The organism is Streptomyces noursei (genome assembly GCF_016917755.1).
Classification (GTDB): Bacteria; Actinomycetota; Actinomycetes; order Streptomycetales; family Streptomycetaceae; genus Streptomyces; species Streptomyces yunnanensis.
The window spans coordinates 6,399,726-6,413,174 of record NZ_CP070326.1; the positions used below are offsets into that span (position 1 = coordinate 6,399,726).

Genomic DNA, 13,449 nt, shown 5'->3' on the forward strand with positions numbered 1-13,449 from the left:
GCGCCCTCGCGCCGTGACCGTCGGGGCAGCCACCCTCAGGCCGCCGCGGGCGTCCGTACGGAGACGTCGGACCAGCAGCGGATGATGTCGCGGACCGAGACGATGCCGACCGGTTCGAGGTTGTCCAGGACGACGAGATGGCGGAAGCCGCCGCGCACCATGGCGCCGGCCGCCTCGTCCAGCGTCCAGTCCGGGGCCGCGAAGACCACGTCGGACGTGGTGTGGCTCTGTGCGGTCTCCCGGTCGGGGTTCTCGCCCGCCCCGAGGGAGTTGAGGATGTCGCGCTCGGTGAGGATGCCGATGCCGAAGGTGTCCTTGTCGAAGACCACGGCCGCGCCGATGCGGCGGGCCGCCATCAGTCGTGCCGCCTGGCGGAGGGTGTGGGCCGGCCCGATGGTGAGGACCGTCGTGCTCATGGCTTCTTTGACGAGCATGGACATGAAGGGGAGCCACCTCCTTGGGTGCATGTGAATATGCGAATCGATTCACAAGTGCACAAAGTGGGGGGTTCTCATGTTCACATGCCCCCGTCCACGTCACAAGGGGCAGATGTTGGACATCAGTCCGAGCATCTGCCCCTTCGCGGATCGGTGCCGGTTTTCGGCTGGCGGCCCGGCGCCGTATGCGCGGCGGCGGTCAGCCCCGGTTGTCCCCGACGTACGACAACAGGTCCTCGTGGAGCAGGCCGTTGGAGGCCGCCGCGTTCCCGCTGTGCGGACCGGGCCGACCGTCCAGGCCGGTGTAGCGTCCGCCGGCCTCCTGGACGATCACCGCACAGGCCGCCATGTCCCACAGGGACAGCTCCGGCTCCGCGCAGATGTCCACCGTCCCCTCGGCGACCATCATGTAGGGCCAGAAGTCGCCGTAGGCCCGGGTGCGCCAGCAGTCCCGGGACAGGTCGAGGAAGCCGGAGAGCTTGTCGCGCTCCTCCCAGCCGCTCAGCGAGGAGTACGCGAAGGACGCGTCCTGGATGCGGGCGACCTGGGAGGTCTGCAACCGGGTCGCCGAGGTCAGGCTGCGGCCGGTGAAGGCGCCCAGGCCCTCCGCGGCCCACCAGCGGCGATTCAGTGCCGGGGCGGAGACGAGCCCGACCACCGGGCGGTCGCCGCCCTCGCCGCGCTCCATCAGGGCGATCAGGGTCGCCCAGACCGGCACCCCGCGGACGTAGTTCTTGGTCCCGTCGATCGGGTCGATGATCCAGCGGCGCGGCCCCGAGCCCTCGCTGCCGAACTCCTCGCCGAGCACCGCGTCCCGCGGCCGGGCGCGCTGGAGTTGGCCGCGGATCAGCTCCTCGGCGGATTTGTCCGCCTCGGTGACCGGAGTCATGTCCGGTTTGGTCTCCACCTTGAGGTCGAGGGCCTTGAACCGTTCCATGGTCGCGGCGTCCGCGGCGTCCGCCAGGACGTGTGCCAGGCGGAGATCATCGTGATAGTCGGGCATGTGCGAACAGTATCCACTGGTATACGCGGGATCCACATGGCCATGCCGCGTCCTGAGGGTGGTCTCCCGGGAGTCGTCGGCCGGGCCCGCCCGAGGGGCGTCCGCAGTGGGTCTTGACAGTCCCTGACGGTACGTCAATTCTGTGATCTGGACCACTGTTCGGGTGGAGCCAGGGAGGTGGCCGATGCCTTCGGCACGCGAGGCCCTGCTGGACGCCGCCTACACGGCGCTGCTGACCCGGGCCTGGACGGCCGTCCGGATGGTGGAGGTGGCGGCCGCGGCGGGGGTGTCCCGGCAGACGCTCTACAACGAGTTCGGCGGCAAGGACGGGCTGGCCCGGGCGCTCGTCCAGCGGGAGACCGAGACCTATCTGGCCGGGGTGGACCGGGCGCTGGCCCGAGGGGTCGCCGGACCGGCGGACGACGCCGGCGCCCGGGTGGCCGCGGCGGCCGCCTGGACCCTGCGGACCGCACGGGCGAACCCGCTGGTGCGGGCGGCGCTGACGGGGTGTTGGGGCGATCGGCTGCCGGCCGGTCAGGACAGGCCCGGCGAACTCGTCGGCCGGTTCCGCGACCGGGCGGTGGCGGCGCTGGCGCCCGGCCGGCCCCGGGAGGACCTGCCGGCCCTGGACGCGGCCTGCGAGACCGCGGCCCGGCTGACGCTGTCCTGCGTGATCGCCCCGGCGAGCGCGGAGCGGGACCCGGAGCCGGTCCGCCCACCGGCCGACGTGCGCGTGGCGGTGCCGCGGCAGCGGGCGCGGCGCAGGCCCGAGGCCGAGACCGAGGCGGTCTCCCGGCTCGTGCGGGGCGCCTTCGCCGGACTCGCCGGATGACGTGGGCGGCCGCAGGGCGTCAGTGCGCCGAGCCGGACAGCTGGAGCCCGATCACCCCGACGATGACCAGGGTGATCGAGATGATCTTCAGCGTGGAGACCAGGTCACCGAGGAAGACCATGCCGTAGATCGCGGTGCCGGCCGCGCCGATGCCGGTCCACACCGCGTACGCCGGGCCGACGTCGAGCTTGCGCAGCGCCAGGGTCAGCAGGCCGAAGCTGCCCAGGGCGAAGACCGCGAAGGCGACGGTCGGGTAGAGGCGGGTGAAGCCGTGCGAGAGCTTGAGGCAGACCGCGAAGCCGGTCTCCAACAGGCCCGCCACCACGACCATCAGCCACGCCATATCCCATTGCCTCCGTCAGTTCGGTGACTGCTTCAGCCCAGGCGACCCATCACGACCGGATCAGACCGGATCAGACCGGTCCTGGTGTGAGGGTGATTATGCCGTTGGCCCCGACGGACGGCAGGGGATTACCGGGATCAGTCGCCCTCGCGTCGCTCCCGGGTGGACAGCAGTCGGCGCAGGGAATACAGGCGGGCCGGGTCGGCGTGCCCGCCGGCCACCCACGCCTCCAGCGCGCAGTCCGGCTCGTCGTGGCTGCACGCCCGGGGGCACTCCTCGGTGCCCGGCTCCAGGTCCGGGAAGGCGTGGATGACCCGGGACGGGTCGATGTGGGCCAGCCCGAAGGACCGCACGCCCGGGGTGTCGATGACCCAGCCGGTGTCGCCGGGCAGCGGCAGCGCCAGCGCCGAGGTGGTGGTGTGCCGGCCGCGGCCGGTGACCGCGTTGACGTGTCCGGTGGCCCGGCGGCGCTCCGGCACCAGGGCGTTGACCAGGGTCGTCTTGCCCACCCCGGAGTGCCCCACGAACGCCGTCATCCGGCCGGTCAGCTTCTCCCGGACCCGCTCGGCGGCGCTGCCGTCGGACAGCTCCTCGCGGTTGGTGACGACGTACGGGACGCCGAGCGCGCCGTAGGACTCCAGCAGGGTGTCCGGCGAGGCCAGGTCGGACTTGGTCAGCACCAGCAGCGGGTCCAGCCCGGCGTCGTAGGCGGCGACCAGACAGCGGTCGATCAGCCGCGGCCGGGGCTCGGGGTCGGCGAGCGCGGTGACGATCGCCAACTGGTCGGCGTTGGCGACCACCACCCGCTCGTACGGGTCGTCGTCGTCCGCCGTGCGGCGCAGCGTGGAGCTGCGCGGCTCGACCCGCACTATCCGGGCCAGGGTGTCCTTGTCGCCGCTCAGGTCGCCGACCACGGCGACCCGGTCGCCGACCACCGCGCTCTTGCGGCCCAGCTCGCGGGCCTTCATGGCGGTGACCTTGCGGTCGTCGATCAGGCAGGTCAGGCGGCCCCGGTCGACGGTCAGGACCAGGCCCTCGCGGGCGTCCTCGTGCTTGGGGCGGATGTTCGTCCGCGGGCGGTTGCCCTTGCGGTTGGGACGGACCCGGACGTCGTCCTCATCGGGGTTCTTGCCGTAGCGACGCATGGTGCGGCGACCCTCAGGCTCTCCGGGCGGCGGTGGACGTCGGATCCAGCATCTGCGACCACAGCGCGGGGAAGTCGGGCAGGGTCTTGGCGGTGGTGGCGACGTTCTCCACCTCCACGCCCTCGACGGCCAGGCCGATGATCGCGGCGGCGGTGGCCAGCCGGTGGTCCTCGTAGGTGTGGAAGATCCCGCCGTGCAGCGGACGCGGCCGGATGTGCAGGCCGTCCGCGGTCTCGGTGACGTCGCCGCCGAGCTCGTTGAGCTCCTTGGTGAGCGCGGCCAGCCGGTCGGTCTCGTGCAGCCGCAGGTGCGCCACCCCGCGCAGCGTGGAGGGCGAGTCGGCGAGCGCGGCGACCGCGGCGATGCCCGGGGTCAGCTCGCCGACCTCGCCGAGGTCGATGTCGATGCCGTGGATGCGGCCACTGCCGGTGAGGGTCAGACCGTGCTCGGTCAGCTCGCAGGAGCCGCCCATGGCGGTGAAGATCTCGCGCAGCGCGTCGCCGGGCTGGGTGGTGTGCTCGGGCCAGTCCGGGACGGTGACCCGGCCGCCGGTGACCAGCGCCGCGGCCAGGAACGGCTGGGCGTTGGAGAGGTCCGGCTCGACGACCAGATCGCGGCCGAGCAGCGCGCCGGGGGTGACCCGCCAGACGTTCGGCTCGCCGCCCGCCTCCGGGGTGTCCACCTGGGCGCCGACGCTGCGGAGCATGTCGACGGTCATCCGGATGTGCGGCATCGAGGGCAGCGCCGCGCCGACGTGCCGGACCTCGACGCCCTGGTTGAAGCGCGGCGCGGACAGCAGCAGGGCGCTGACGAACTGCGAGGACGAGGAGGCGTCGATCTCCACCGCGCCGCCCTCCAGGGCGCCGCCGCCGAACACCGTCATCGGGAGGGCGCCGCGGTTGTCGTCGTCGATCCGGGCGCCCAGGGTGCGCAGCGCGTCGATGACGCCGTTCAGCGGGCGCTCGTAGGAGCGCGGGTCGCCGTCGAAGCGGATGGCGCCGTCGGCGAGCGTGGCGACCGGCGGCAGGAAGCGCATGACCGTGCCGGCGTTGCCGACGTCAACGGTGGCCGGGCCGTGCAGGCCGGCCGGGATGATCCGCCACGCCTCACCGCCGGAGGTGCCCGCGGAGCTGGACGAGGCGGTCTCCTCGATGCCGACGCCCAGGGCGCGCAGCGCCTCGGCCATCAGCAGGGTGTCGCGGGAGCGGAGCGGGCGGCGCAGCCAGCCGGGCTCGGAGGAGAGGGCGGCCAGGACCAGGCCGCGGTTCGTGACCGATTTGGAGCCGGGCACGGTGACGGTCGCATCGACCGCCCCGGGAGCGACGGGGGCGGGCCACAGGGCAGGGAGGGCGGGGCTCTCGGTCATGCCCTTACTTTAATGGCTGGACAAGGGTGCCGATCTTGATCAAAAGCGGCGCAACCTGTGCGAAACACGGCTCCCGCGGTGCAACCGCAGGCAGCGGCCCCCTCCGGGGCAACAGGCGCGACACCGACATACGGAATGTGGGTTACCGGATGCCTATCAGTAGGGACATCGGCTCCTCATACTCCGAGCAGCCAGCGCCCGCCGCCCATCAGGGAACAGAGGGTCACCACATGGAAGAACCCGAGCCAGACACCGGCCGGGACATGGGTGAGCCGGGCCAGCTGATCCGGGTCGGAGTCCACCGGGCCGCCGCGCCGCCGCTTCCCCTGGAGCTCGAACGGCGGCCGCACGCCGCCCAGCAGCAGGAACCACACCACCGCGTACGCGAAACCCGCCTGCACCTCGGGCGCGGTCAGCCAGGACACCAGGAGGAAGGTGCCGCCGGCGAGCACGACGGTCAGCACGCCGTACGCGTTGCGGATCATCGCCAGCATCGCCAGCAGCAGCACGGTGGCCCCCCACAACAGCGCTGTGGTGTGCCCGGCGCCCAACAGGGCGGCGCCCGCCAGGCCCAGCAGTGACGGGGCCAGATAGCCGGCCGCGGCGGTCAGGATCATGCCCAGACCGTGCGGTTTGCCGCGGGAGACGGTCAGCCCCGAGGTGTCGGAGTGCAGCCGGATCCCGTCCAGCCGGCGGCCGGTCAGCAGGGCGACCAGGCCGTGGCCGCCCTCGTGGGCGATCGTGACGGCGTTCCGCGACAGCCGCCAGGCGGTGCGCGGTATGACGGCGCCCAGGGCCAGCACGCCGGTGACGATCACCAGCCAGAGCGACGGCCCGGGCTGGGCCGAGAAGACCCGGTCCCAGACGTCCGTGATGTGGTGGGTGTCCAAGATCTCCACGTCTCCCTTCGGCGTGCATGGCAGTGTGGCATGCATGTGCGGTAGGTATGCAGCGAGCCGGCAGCCCGAGGACCTGGTCGGCATCTTCGACGTCCAGCAGTGGCAGCCCACGGAGACCCTGGCGCCCAGTTGGAACATCGCTCCGACGGCCAACGTGCAGGCGGTACTGGAACGTCCCCTCAAGGGCGAGGCCGCCGCCGCTTTCCCGCCTGGCCCGGTGCGCCAGCTGCGGACGCTCAAGTGGGGCCTGGTCCCGTCGTGGGCGAAATCACCCGAGGGCGCCGCGCGGATGATCAACGCCCGGGCCGAGACGGTGCATGAGAAGCCCTCGTTCCGGCAGGCGTTCGCGGCCCGCCGCTGCCTGCTCCCCGGGGACGGCTACTTCGAGTGGGTCACCGGCGCCGCCGAGCGGGAGCTGGAGGAGCAGGGCCGGAAGAAGCGGCCCCGCAAGCAGCCGTACTTCGTGACGCCGGCGGACGGCTCGGTGATGGCGATGGCCGGCCTCTACGAGTTCTGGCGGGACCGCACCCTGCCCGGCGACCACCCGCTGGCCTGGTGGGTGACCTGCACGGTCGTCACCACCGAGGCCGAGACCACCCCGCTGGCCGGGGCCACCGGGGACGACGGCCCGCGGACGCTCGCCGACATCCACCCGCGGATGCCGCTGGTGCTGCCGCCGGACCGCTGGGACGCCTGGCTCGACCCGGCCCGCACCGACCCCGACGACCTGCGCGCGCTGCTCGCCCCGCCGCCGCCCGGGCTGATGCGGGCCCACCCGGTCCCCACCGGCGTCAGCAACGTCCGCAACAACGGTCCGGAGCTGGTCACCGAGCTCGAAGGCCCCGAGGTCGGCACGCTGTTCTGACGCGCCGGGCGGGCCGCGCCGCACTCCCCGGCGCGGCCCGGGCAGGATGGGCGTATGAGTACGAGGGCGAACGAGAGCGAGACGGTCGCGACGCCGGTGGGCGACGCCCGGATCTCCTGGTACCGCGACGCCGAGCCGGCCCGGGCCGTGGTCGCCGTCAGCCACGGCGCGGGCGGCGGCATCGAGGCCCGTGACCTGCAGGCCCTGGCGGCCGCGCTGCCGGCCCGCGGCTACACCGTGGCGCTGGTCGAGCAGCCGTGGCGGGTGGCCGGCAAGAAGGTGGCGCCCGCGCCGAAGACCCTGGACACCGGGTGGACGGCGCTCTGGCCGGCGCTGGAGAAGCCCGGCCTGCCGGTGGTCGCGGGCGGTCGGAGCGCCGGCGCCAGGGTGGCCTGCCGCACGGCGCGCGAGCTGGGCGCGCAGGCCGTGCTGGCGCTGAGCTTCCCGCTGCACCCGCCGGGGAAGCCGGAGAAGTCCCGGGCCGAGGAGCTCACCGGCGCCGGGGTGCCGACCCTGGTGGTGCAGGGCGGCCGGGACCCGTTCGGGCGCCCCGAGGAGTTCCCCGCGGGCACCGGGCTCACCGAGGTGGCCTACGGCGACCACGGCTTCGCGGTGCCGAAGTCGGCGGGGGTGACCGAGGCGGAGTCGATGGCGGTGCTCACCGACGCGGTGGTGGCGTGGCTGGACGGGATGTTCGGCTGACCGACCGGGACCGGGCGGGGCGCCGCCCGATGCGCGGAGCCCCGGCCCGGCCCGCCGGAACAGGCGGCGAAACCGGCCCGTCCGGCCGGGAATGATCCGCACCCGTGCCGCTGTTGTGCCAGGCGAAGGCAGTGGAGTACGTCCAGCGCGCACGAGGAATGGGAGTCCGTCGCATGGGAATCGCTTGCCCGGCCCGTCCGGCCGCCGACCTGCAGTGGTCGCAGATGCAGGTGACGCAGCCCGCCCTGGCTGGAGCGGCGGCGGCACCGGATCGTCGTCTATTCTCCGAATCGAGAGGGTCCGCGGCGGCAGTCGCGGGATCCGCCACGGTGTTGGAGGAGGTGGGTCCGGTCACCGGAACCGACGCAGGGACCGACGGCTCGGCTGCGGAGCAGCCCACGGGCCGGACGGAGAGCGACGTCGAGCGCAATGCGCGCTTCGAGCGGGATGCCCTCGTCTTCCTCGACCAGATGTACTCCGCCGCCCTGCGCATGACGCGCAATCCGGCCGACGCGGAGGACCTGGTGCAGGAGACGTACGCCAAGGCGTACGCGTCCTTCCACCAGTTCCGGGAGGGCACCAACCTCAAGGCGTGGCTGTACCGGATCCTCACCAACACCTTCATCAACTCCTACCGCAAGAAGCAGCGTGAGCCGCAGCGCAGCGCCGCCGACGAGATCGAGGACTGGCAGCTCGCCCGCGCCGAGTCCCACATGTCGACGGGTCTGCGCTCCGCCGAGTCGCAGGCGCTGGACCACCTCCCCGACTCGGACGTGAAGGCCGCGCTCCAGGCGATCCCCGAGGAATTCCGGATCGCCGTCTATCTCGCGGACGTCGAGGGCTTTGCGTACAAGGAGATCGCCGACATCATGGGGACACCCATCGGCACGGTGATGTCCCGTCTCCACCGTGGCCGGCGCCAACTGCGCGGCATGCTGGAGGATTACGCCCGTGAGCGCGGGCTGGTCCCGGCGGGGGCGGCTGCCGAGGCGCAGTCCGCGCCGGCGCCGGAGTCGCACGACCGGAAAGGCTCGGGATCATGAGCTGCGGAGAGCCGCACGAGAAGGACTGCTCAGAGGTCCTTGACCACCTTTACGAGTATCTCGACCGCGAGATGCCGGCCGGGGAGTGCGCCGACTTCCAGGTCCATCTCGACGAGTGCTCGCCGTGCCTGGAGAAGTACGGCCTGGAGCAGGCCGTCAAGAAGCTGGTCAAGCGCTGCTGCGGGCACGACGACGTGCCCGTGGACCTGCGGTCGAAGGTCATGGGCCGGATCGAGCTGATCCGGGCCGGCGAGACCGTGCCCGAGGTGAGCGTGCTGGACCAGGCCCGGCACGAACAGGCCCAGCGGGAGCGGGCGGCGGACGCCCAGGGCGCCGCCGGCGCGTCCCCGAAGGCCGACGCGGCGGGCAACGCCGCGCACGCCGAGTAGGACCGCACGGCCCCTCCGGAGCCCGGCTCCGCACGGCCCGCGTGCGTACACCCGACCCGCCCGTGTCTCGAACGGGCGCGCGCTCCCGTCATCCCTGGGAGTGAGGGGTGGGGCGATCCGTCCCGCTCGATCCGCCGATGCGCCTCCGCCGGCGCCCCGGCCCCTCTATTCTCGCCGGACCCCCGCGGTGCGTGGTCTCCCGCCGTGTGGCGGCGGGTGCGTCGGGCTGGGGGCACCTCCCAGCGGTGGCTGGGGGAGGGTGAGGAGAGCGCGATGCGGGAACTTCCGGCGGCCGCGCGGATGTACATCGGCTGTGCCGCCCTGGCCGCGGCGCTCTGCGCGGCCCCCGCGGTCCGGCTCGGCGCCGCCGCCCCCTGGACCGGCGCGCTGGCCCTCGGCGCCCTCCACGGCCTGTGCGAGCGGATGCGCCGTTGCCCGCTGACCGACGGCCCCGCACGGCAGTCCACCGGCCCCGACGCAACGCCCGGGACGTTTCCGCCGGGCTGGGCCACCCCCGTCGTCCTCGCCGGATCCTTCCTGCTGCCGCCGTCGCTGGCCGTCCTGGTCGCCGTCCCCGGCGCCCTGCTCACCCCGGCCGCCCGGCCCTGGCCGGTGGCCCGCCGTGTCTGGCACACCGCCGAACTCGCCCTCGCCGCCTGGACGGCCGCCCAGGTCTTCCGGACCGCCGCGCCCGCCGCCCCGGCCGCCGCGCCCTTCCCGGAGCTGCTGCCGCCCGCGCTGGCCGCCGCCGGGGCCTTCTGCGCCGTGCTCGTCGCGCTCGGCGGCGGGGTGCTGGTCCTCGCCGAGCGGCACCCCGTGCGCACCGCCTGGCGCGGCCCGGCGGCCCGGCTGCCGGTCCCGCACCTCGTCCACGGGCTGACCGGGCTGATGATGGCGGTGCTCTGGCACAGCGTCTACGGGCCGCCGGCAGCGCTGCTGGTGCTGCTGCCGGTGCACCTGTCCTGTTGGGCGTCCGCGCAGTACCAGCGGGAACGCGCCGCCCACCAGGCCACCGTGCGGGCCCTCGTCCAGGCCGTGGACCTCAAGGACCGCTACACCCGCGGGCACAGCGAGCGGGTCGGGCGGGCGTCGGTGCTGATCGCCCGGGAGCTGGGCATGGCGGAGGACCGGCTGGAGGTGCTGCGGTTCGCCGGGATCCTGCACGACGTCGGCAAACTCGGCGTCCCCACCCGGCTGCTGCGCAAGGACGGCCCGTTGACCCCGCAGGAGCGCCGGATCATCGAGCTGCACCCCGAGTACGGCCACGAGATCGTGCGCGGCATCGGCTTCCTCGGCGAGGCGCGGGCGGCGATCCTGCACCACCACGAGCGGATGGACGGCAGCGGCTACCCCTACGGACTGACGGGGCATCACATCCCGGAATGCGCCCGGGTGGTGGCGGTCGCCGACGCCTTCGACGCGATGACCTCCACCCGCTCCTACCGCCGCGCCCGCCCGGTCCCCGCCGCGGTCGCCGAACTCCGCCGGTGCGCCGGGACGCAGTTCGACCCGCGGATGGTCCGGGCGCTGGCCGCCGCCCTCGACAAGCACGGCTGGCGGCCGGACCAGGTGACGGCGGACGAGCAGCGGGCGCCGGACCCGGTCCCGGCGGGGCGCGGAAACGTCCCTCCGGCCCGGGCCCACCGGCCGGGCGCGGGCCACGGCGCCGCCCGATGAGCCGCCGCGCGACCGCCTGGGTGTACGGGCCGGCCGCCGTACTGGCCTGCTGGGGCCTGGGCCACACCCTGTGGCACGGGATCACCGGGCCGCGCACCGCGCTGGCCTTCGGGGCGCTGATCGCGGCCGGCGAGGCGGTGCGCCGGGTCCCCGCCCGGCCGGCCGGCCACCGGCCCGACCCGCCCCGAGCGCCCCGCTCCGCACCCGCCCCCGACGTCGCTCCGGCGGCGGGAGCCCCCTCCCCGGCGGAGCCTCCGATCCCCTCGGTGCGCCGGCCGCAGCAGCTCCCCGGTCTGCGGGAGGGCGCCCCGCTCGGCGCGGCCGGGGCGCTCGGGTACGCGCTGCTCGACGCCACCGGCGGGCGGCCGGCCGTGCACGGGGTCCCGCAGACCGTGGCGGTGGTGGTGGCGGCCGGGCTGGTGGGGCTCGTCCCGTACCTGGTGCGCGGCGGCGGGCCGGCGCTGGACCCGCTGGCCCGCCGGGTGCTGACCGTCGGGTTCGCCGCCACCTGCTGCCAACCCCTGTACCACGTCGACGTCTTGCGTTCCTGGGGTGCGGCCGGTCCGGTCCGCCCGCTCTTCCTGGCCGTGCTGCTGGGGCTGACCGCGCTGTGCGACGCGGTGCTGGCGGCGGCGCTGACCCGGGCCCGGACCGGCTGGCCGTACGGGCCGCTGCTGCACGACGAGTTGCGGGCGCTGCCCGGCATCGGCACCGCCATCTGCGCCACCGGCGTGGTCATCGCGCTGGCCGTCGCCGCCGCCGGGCTGTGGGCGCTGCCGGTGTTCTGCCTGCCGCTGCTGCTCACCCAGATCGCCTTCCGCCGGTACGCGGCGGTGCGCGCCACCTACCGCCAGACCATCGCCTCGCTGGCCCGCGCCACCGAGATCGCCGGCTGCACCCCGCCCGGCCACGCCCGCCGGGTCGCCGCGCTCAGCCGCGCGGTCGGCCGGGAACTCGGGCTCGGCGGAGCGGACTTGGACGTCCTCGAACACGCCGCCCTGATGCACGACATCGGCCAGCTCTCGCTCGTCGACCCGGTGCCGGACGGCGCCACCGTCCCGCTGCCGGCCGCCGAACAGCGCCGGATCGCCCTGCTCGGCGGCGCCGTGGCCCGGCAGACCGGCGCCCCGGCACAGGTCGCGGTGATCGTCGAGCGGCAGGCCGATCCGTACCGGGACCAGCCGGTCACCGCCCGTATCGTCCGCACCGTCAACGCCTACGACGACCTCGTGGCGGGCGCCGCCGGCCCCGCCGGGCGGCTGCGCGCCCTGGAACGGCTGCGGCTGGCCACCGCCAGGGACCACGAGCCGGGGGTGGTCGAGGCGCTCGCCCGGGTGCTGGCGCGCGGGGGGCCGGCGGGCTGATCGCGCACGGTGTGCGCCGGAGCGTGGAAGGGGCCCGTACGCTCCCGGGGCGGGCCCCGCACACCCCTGCCGCATGGTGTTCCCGGGCCGTCCACCGCACGGGAACCCATGGGTAATGAGCGCCCCGCGAGATGGGCATGGTTGGATGCGAAGGGAGCCCCCTGAACGGGGGTTCAGGGGGTCGGCGCAGGGCATGAGCCGCACGGGGGCGCAGCGCACCAGGCTGAGCCCGACGGCAATCTGTGGCAGGTTGTCGAGTGGGCCCCCAGAAGGCCCCGGGCGCCGCCCGGGACACCTCCGGAGCGGCACAAGAGCAACCAGCAGGCGGGAATCGTGAGGATCTTCGGCAAGGTACGGCACCGGCCCTCCGCCTCGTGGCGGCAGGCGACCGACCGCGCTTTCACGCTGATCGGCGACGGCCGTTACGAGGATGCGGGGGCGCTCCTGACCCGCGCGGCGGACATGGAGCCCTGGCTGTCGGAGTCCTGGTTCAACCTCGCGCTGCTGCACAAGTTCCGGCACGACTGGGAGCAGGCCCGGGCCGCCGGACTGCGCGCGGTGGCGCTGCTGGACCGCGAGACCGGGGCCCCCGACTGGTGGAACGTGGGCATCGCCGCCACCGCCCTCCAGGACTGGCCGCTGGCCCGCCGCGCCTGGCAGGCGTACGGGCTGAAGGTCCCCGGCGAGGGCTCGCCCACCGGGGAGCCGCTGGGCATGGCGCTGGGCAGCGCCGCGGTCCGGCTCTCGCCCGAGGGCGAGGCGGAGGTGGTCTGGGGCCGCCGCCTGGACCCGGCCCGGATCGAGGTGCTCTCCATCCCGCTGCCGTCCTCCGGGCGGCGCTGGGGCGAGGTGGTGCTGCACGACGGCGTCCCGCACGGCGAGCGGACCACCACCGCGGTCGGCGGCGAGACCCGGGCGTTCCCGGTCTTCGACGAGATCGAGCTGTGGGCGCCCTCCCCGGTACCCACCTGGGTGGTGCTCCTGGAGGCCGCCTCCGAGGCCGACCGGGACGCCCTGGAGCAACTGGCGGCCGACGCCGGCTTCGCCGCGGAGGACTGGTCGTCGTCGGTGCGACTGCTGTGCCGCACGTGCTCCGAGAGCCGGATGCCCAGCGACGACGGCGACGGCGAGCACCTGGACCCGCACGACCACAGCGAGCCGGGCCACCCCGGGCCGCTGGGCCACCGCACGGCGGGCTCCGGCTCGCTGTGGGTCCCCGAGCGCGAGTGCGGCATCGCGGCGCCCGCGGCCCTGGTGCGCGGGCTGCTGGACGGCTGGGTCGCGGACAGCCCGGACACCCGGGAATGGCGTGATCTTGAAGAGGTCTGCTGAGCGGTGACCGCGTCCCCCCGTAGGCTGTAGGGCGTTCCCCGAGGGTTTTGTA

The 13,449-nt window shown here is 74.3% G+C and carries 14 protein-coding genes; 8 read left to right on the plus strand and 6 right to left on the minus strand.

Annotation, left to right across the window (positions count from 1 at the left end):
- Window positions 1–35: 35 nt before the first annotated feature.
- Both JNO44_RS28075 and hisN read right to left on the minus strand, forming a co-directional pair.
- Complete coding sequence (locus JNO44_RS28075) at window positions 36–434, minus strand: CBS domain-containing protein (RefSeq protein ID WP_073443751.1); 399 nt, start codon at window positions 432–434, stop codon at window positions 36–38.
- Between the two features lie 202 nt (window positions 435–636).
- Window positions 637–1,440, minus strand: a complete 804-nt coding sequence (gene hisN, locus JNO44_RS28080) for a histidinol-phosphatase (RefSeq protein WP_039632942.1) — start codon at window positions 1,438–1,440, stop codon at window positions 637–639.
- 184 nt (window positions 1,441–1,624) lie between these two features.
- Between hisN and JNO44_RS28085 the strand changes: the two genes are divergently transcribed.
- A complete protein-coding gene (locus JNO44_RS28085) occupies window positions 1,625–2,272 on the plus strand; it encodes a TetR/AcrR family transcriptional regulator (protein ID WP_205366592.1) in 648 nt (215 codons plus the stop codon).
- A 19-nt stretch (window positions 2,273–2,291) separates the two neighbouring features.
- Here JNO44_RS28085 and JNO44_RS28090 read toward each other — a convergent pair whose 3' ends face one another.
- The 4 genes from JNO44_RS28090 to JNO44_RS28105 form a co-directional block, all read right to left on the minus strand.
- Window positions 2,292–2,615 carry a DMT family transporter gene (locus JNO44_RS28090; protein WP_067347099.1) on the minus strand — a complete coding sequence of 108 codons (324 nt, stop codon included), beginning with the start codon at window positions 2,613–2,615 and terminating at the stop codon, window positions 2,292–2,294.
- Between the two features lie 137 nt (window positions 2,616–2,752).
- Window positions 2,753–3,760 (minus strand): ribosome small subunit-dependent GTPase A, encoded by a 1,008-nt coding sequence (rsgA, locus tag JNO44_RS28095; RefSeq protein WP_205366593.1) that lies wholly within the window; start codon window positions 3,758–3,760, stop codon window positions 2,753–2,755.
- A gap of 13 nt (window positions 3,761–3,773) precedes the next feature.
- Window positions 3,774–5,126, minus strand: a complete 1,353-nt coding sequence (aroA, locus tag JNO44_RS28100; protein WP_205366594.1) for a 3-phosphoshikimate 1-carboxyvinyltransferase — start codon at window positions 5,124–5,126, stop codon at window positions 3,774–3,776.
- A gap of 176 nt (window positions 5,127–5,302) precedes the next feature.
- Window positions 5,303–6,016: a M50 family metallopeptidase gene (locus tag JNO44_RS28105; RefSeq protein WP_073443750.1), complete on the minus strand. Its 714-nt coding sequence runs from the start codon at window positions 6,014–6,016 to the stop codon at window positions 5,303–5,305.
- A 43-nt stretch (window positions 6,017–6,059) separates the two neighbouring features.
- On the opposite strand from JNO44_RS28105, the gene JNO44_RS28110 reads away from it, so the two are divergent.
- From JNO44_RS28110 to JNO44_RS28140, 7 genes are all read left to right on the plus strand, one after another.
- Complete coding sequence (locus JNO44_RS28110) at window positions 6,060–6,890, plus strand: SOS response-associated peptidase (RefSeq protein ID WP_205366595.1); 831 nt, start codon at window positions 6,060–6,062, stop codon at window positions 6,888–6,890.
- A 54-nt stretch (window positions 6,891–6,944) separates the two neighbouring features.
- Window positions 6,945–7,592, plus strand: coding sequence for an alpha/beta hydrolase family protein (locus JNO44_RS28115; RefSeq protein ID WP_205366596.1), 648 nt, complete (start codon window positions 6,945–6,947; stop codon window positions 7,590–7,592).
- A gap of 341 nt (window positions 7,593–7,933) precedes the next feature.
- Window positions 7,934–8,635 carry a sigma-70 family RNA polymerase sigma factor gene (locus tag JNO44_RS28120; RefSeq protein WP_205370656.1) on the plus strand — a complete coding sequence of 234 codons (702 nt, stop codon included), beginning with the start codon at window positions 7,934–7,936 and terminating at the stop codon, window positions 8,633–8,635.
- Entirely contained in the window at window positions 8,632–9,024 is a 393-nt protein-coding gene (gene rsrA / locus JNO44_RS28125) for a mycothiol system anti-sigma-R factor (RefSeq protein ID WP_039632928.1), read from the plus strand. Before JNO44_RS28120 ends, rsrA begins: the two co-directional genes overlap by 4 nt.
- A gap of 273 nt (window positions 9,025–9,297) precedes the next feature.
- Window positions 9,298–10,701 (plus strand): HD-GYP domain-containing protein, encoded by a 1,404-nt coding sequence (locus JNO44_RS28130; protein WP_205366597.1) that lies wholly within the window; start codon window positions 9,298–9,300, stop codon window positions 10,699–10,701.
- Window positions 10,698–12,065: an HD-GYP domain-containing protein gene (locus JNO44_RS28135; RefSeq protein ID WP_240167686.1), complete on the plus strand. Its 1,368-nt coding sequence runs from the start codon at window positions 10,698–10,700 to the stop codon at window positions 12,063–12,065. The genes JNO44_RS28130 and JNO44_RS28135 overlap by 4 nt, the downstream gene beginning before the upstream one ends.
- Window positions 12,066–12,398: 333 nt before the next feature.
- Window positions 12,399–13,397: a tetratricopeptide repeat protein gene (locus JNO44_RS28140; protein ID WP_205366598.1), complete on the plus strand. Its 999-nt coding sequence runs from the start codon at window positions 12,399–12,401 to the stop codon at window positions 13,395–13,397.
- Window positions 13,398–13,449 lie beyond the last annotated feature (52 nt).

Coding starts and splice junctions, on each gene's coding strand:
- JNO44_RS28130 (WP_205366597.1), top strand. CDS start 9,298: ATGCGGGAACTTCCGGCGGCCGCGCGGATGTACATCGGCTGTGCCGCC.
- JNO44_RS28075 (WP_073443751.1), bottom strand. CDS start 434: ATGCTCGTCAAAGAAGCCATGAGCACGACGGTCCTCACCATCGGGCCG.
- JNO44_RS28085 (WP_205366592.1), top strand. CDS start 1,625: ATGCCTTCGGCACGCGAGGCCCTGCTGGACGCCGCCTACACGGCGCTG.
- rsgA (WP_205366593.1), bottom strand. CDS start 3,760: ATGCGTCGCTACGGCAAGAACCCCGATGAGGACGACGTCCGGGTCCGT.
- JNO44_RS28115 (WP_205366596.1), top strand. CDS start 6,945: ATGAGTACGAGGGCGAACGAGAGCGAGACGGTCGCGACGCCGGTGGGC.
- hisN (WP_039632942.1), bottom strand. CDS start 1,440: ATGCCCGACTATCACGATGATCTCCGCCTGGCACACGTCCTGGCGGAC.
- aroA (WP_205366594.1), bottom strand. CDS start 5,126: ATGACCGAGAGCCCCGCCCTCCCTGCCCTGTGGCCCGCCCCCGTCGCT.
- rsrA (WP_039632928.1), top strand. CDS start 8,632: ATGAGCTGCGGAGAGCCGCACGAGAAGGACTGCTCAGAGGTCCTTGAC.
- JNO44_RS28135 (WP_240167686.1), top strand. CDS start 10,698: ATGAGCCGCCGCGCGACCGCCTGGGTGTACGGGCCGGCCGCCGTACTG.
- JNO44_RS28110 (WP_205366595.1), top strand. CDS start 6,060: ATGTGCGGTAGGTATGCAGCGAGCCGGCAGCCCGAGGACCTGGTCGGC.
- JNO44_RS28090 (WP_067347099.1), bottom strand. CDS start 2,615: ATGGCGTGGCTGATGGTCGTGGTGGCGGGCCTGTTGGAGACCGGCTTC.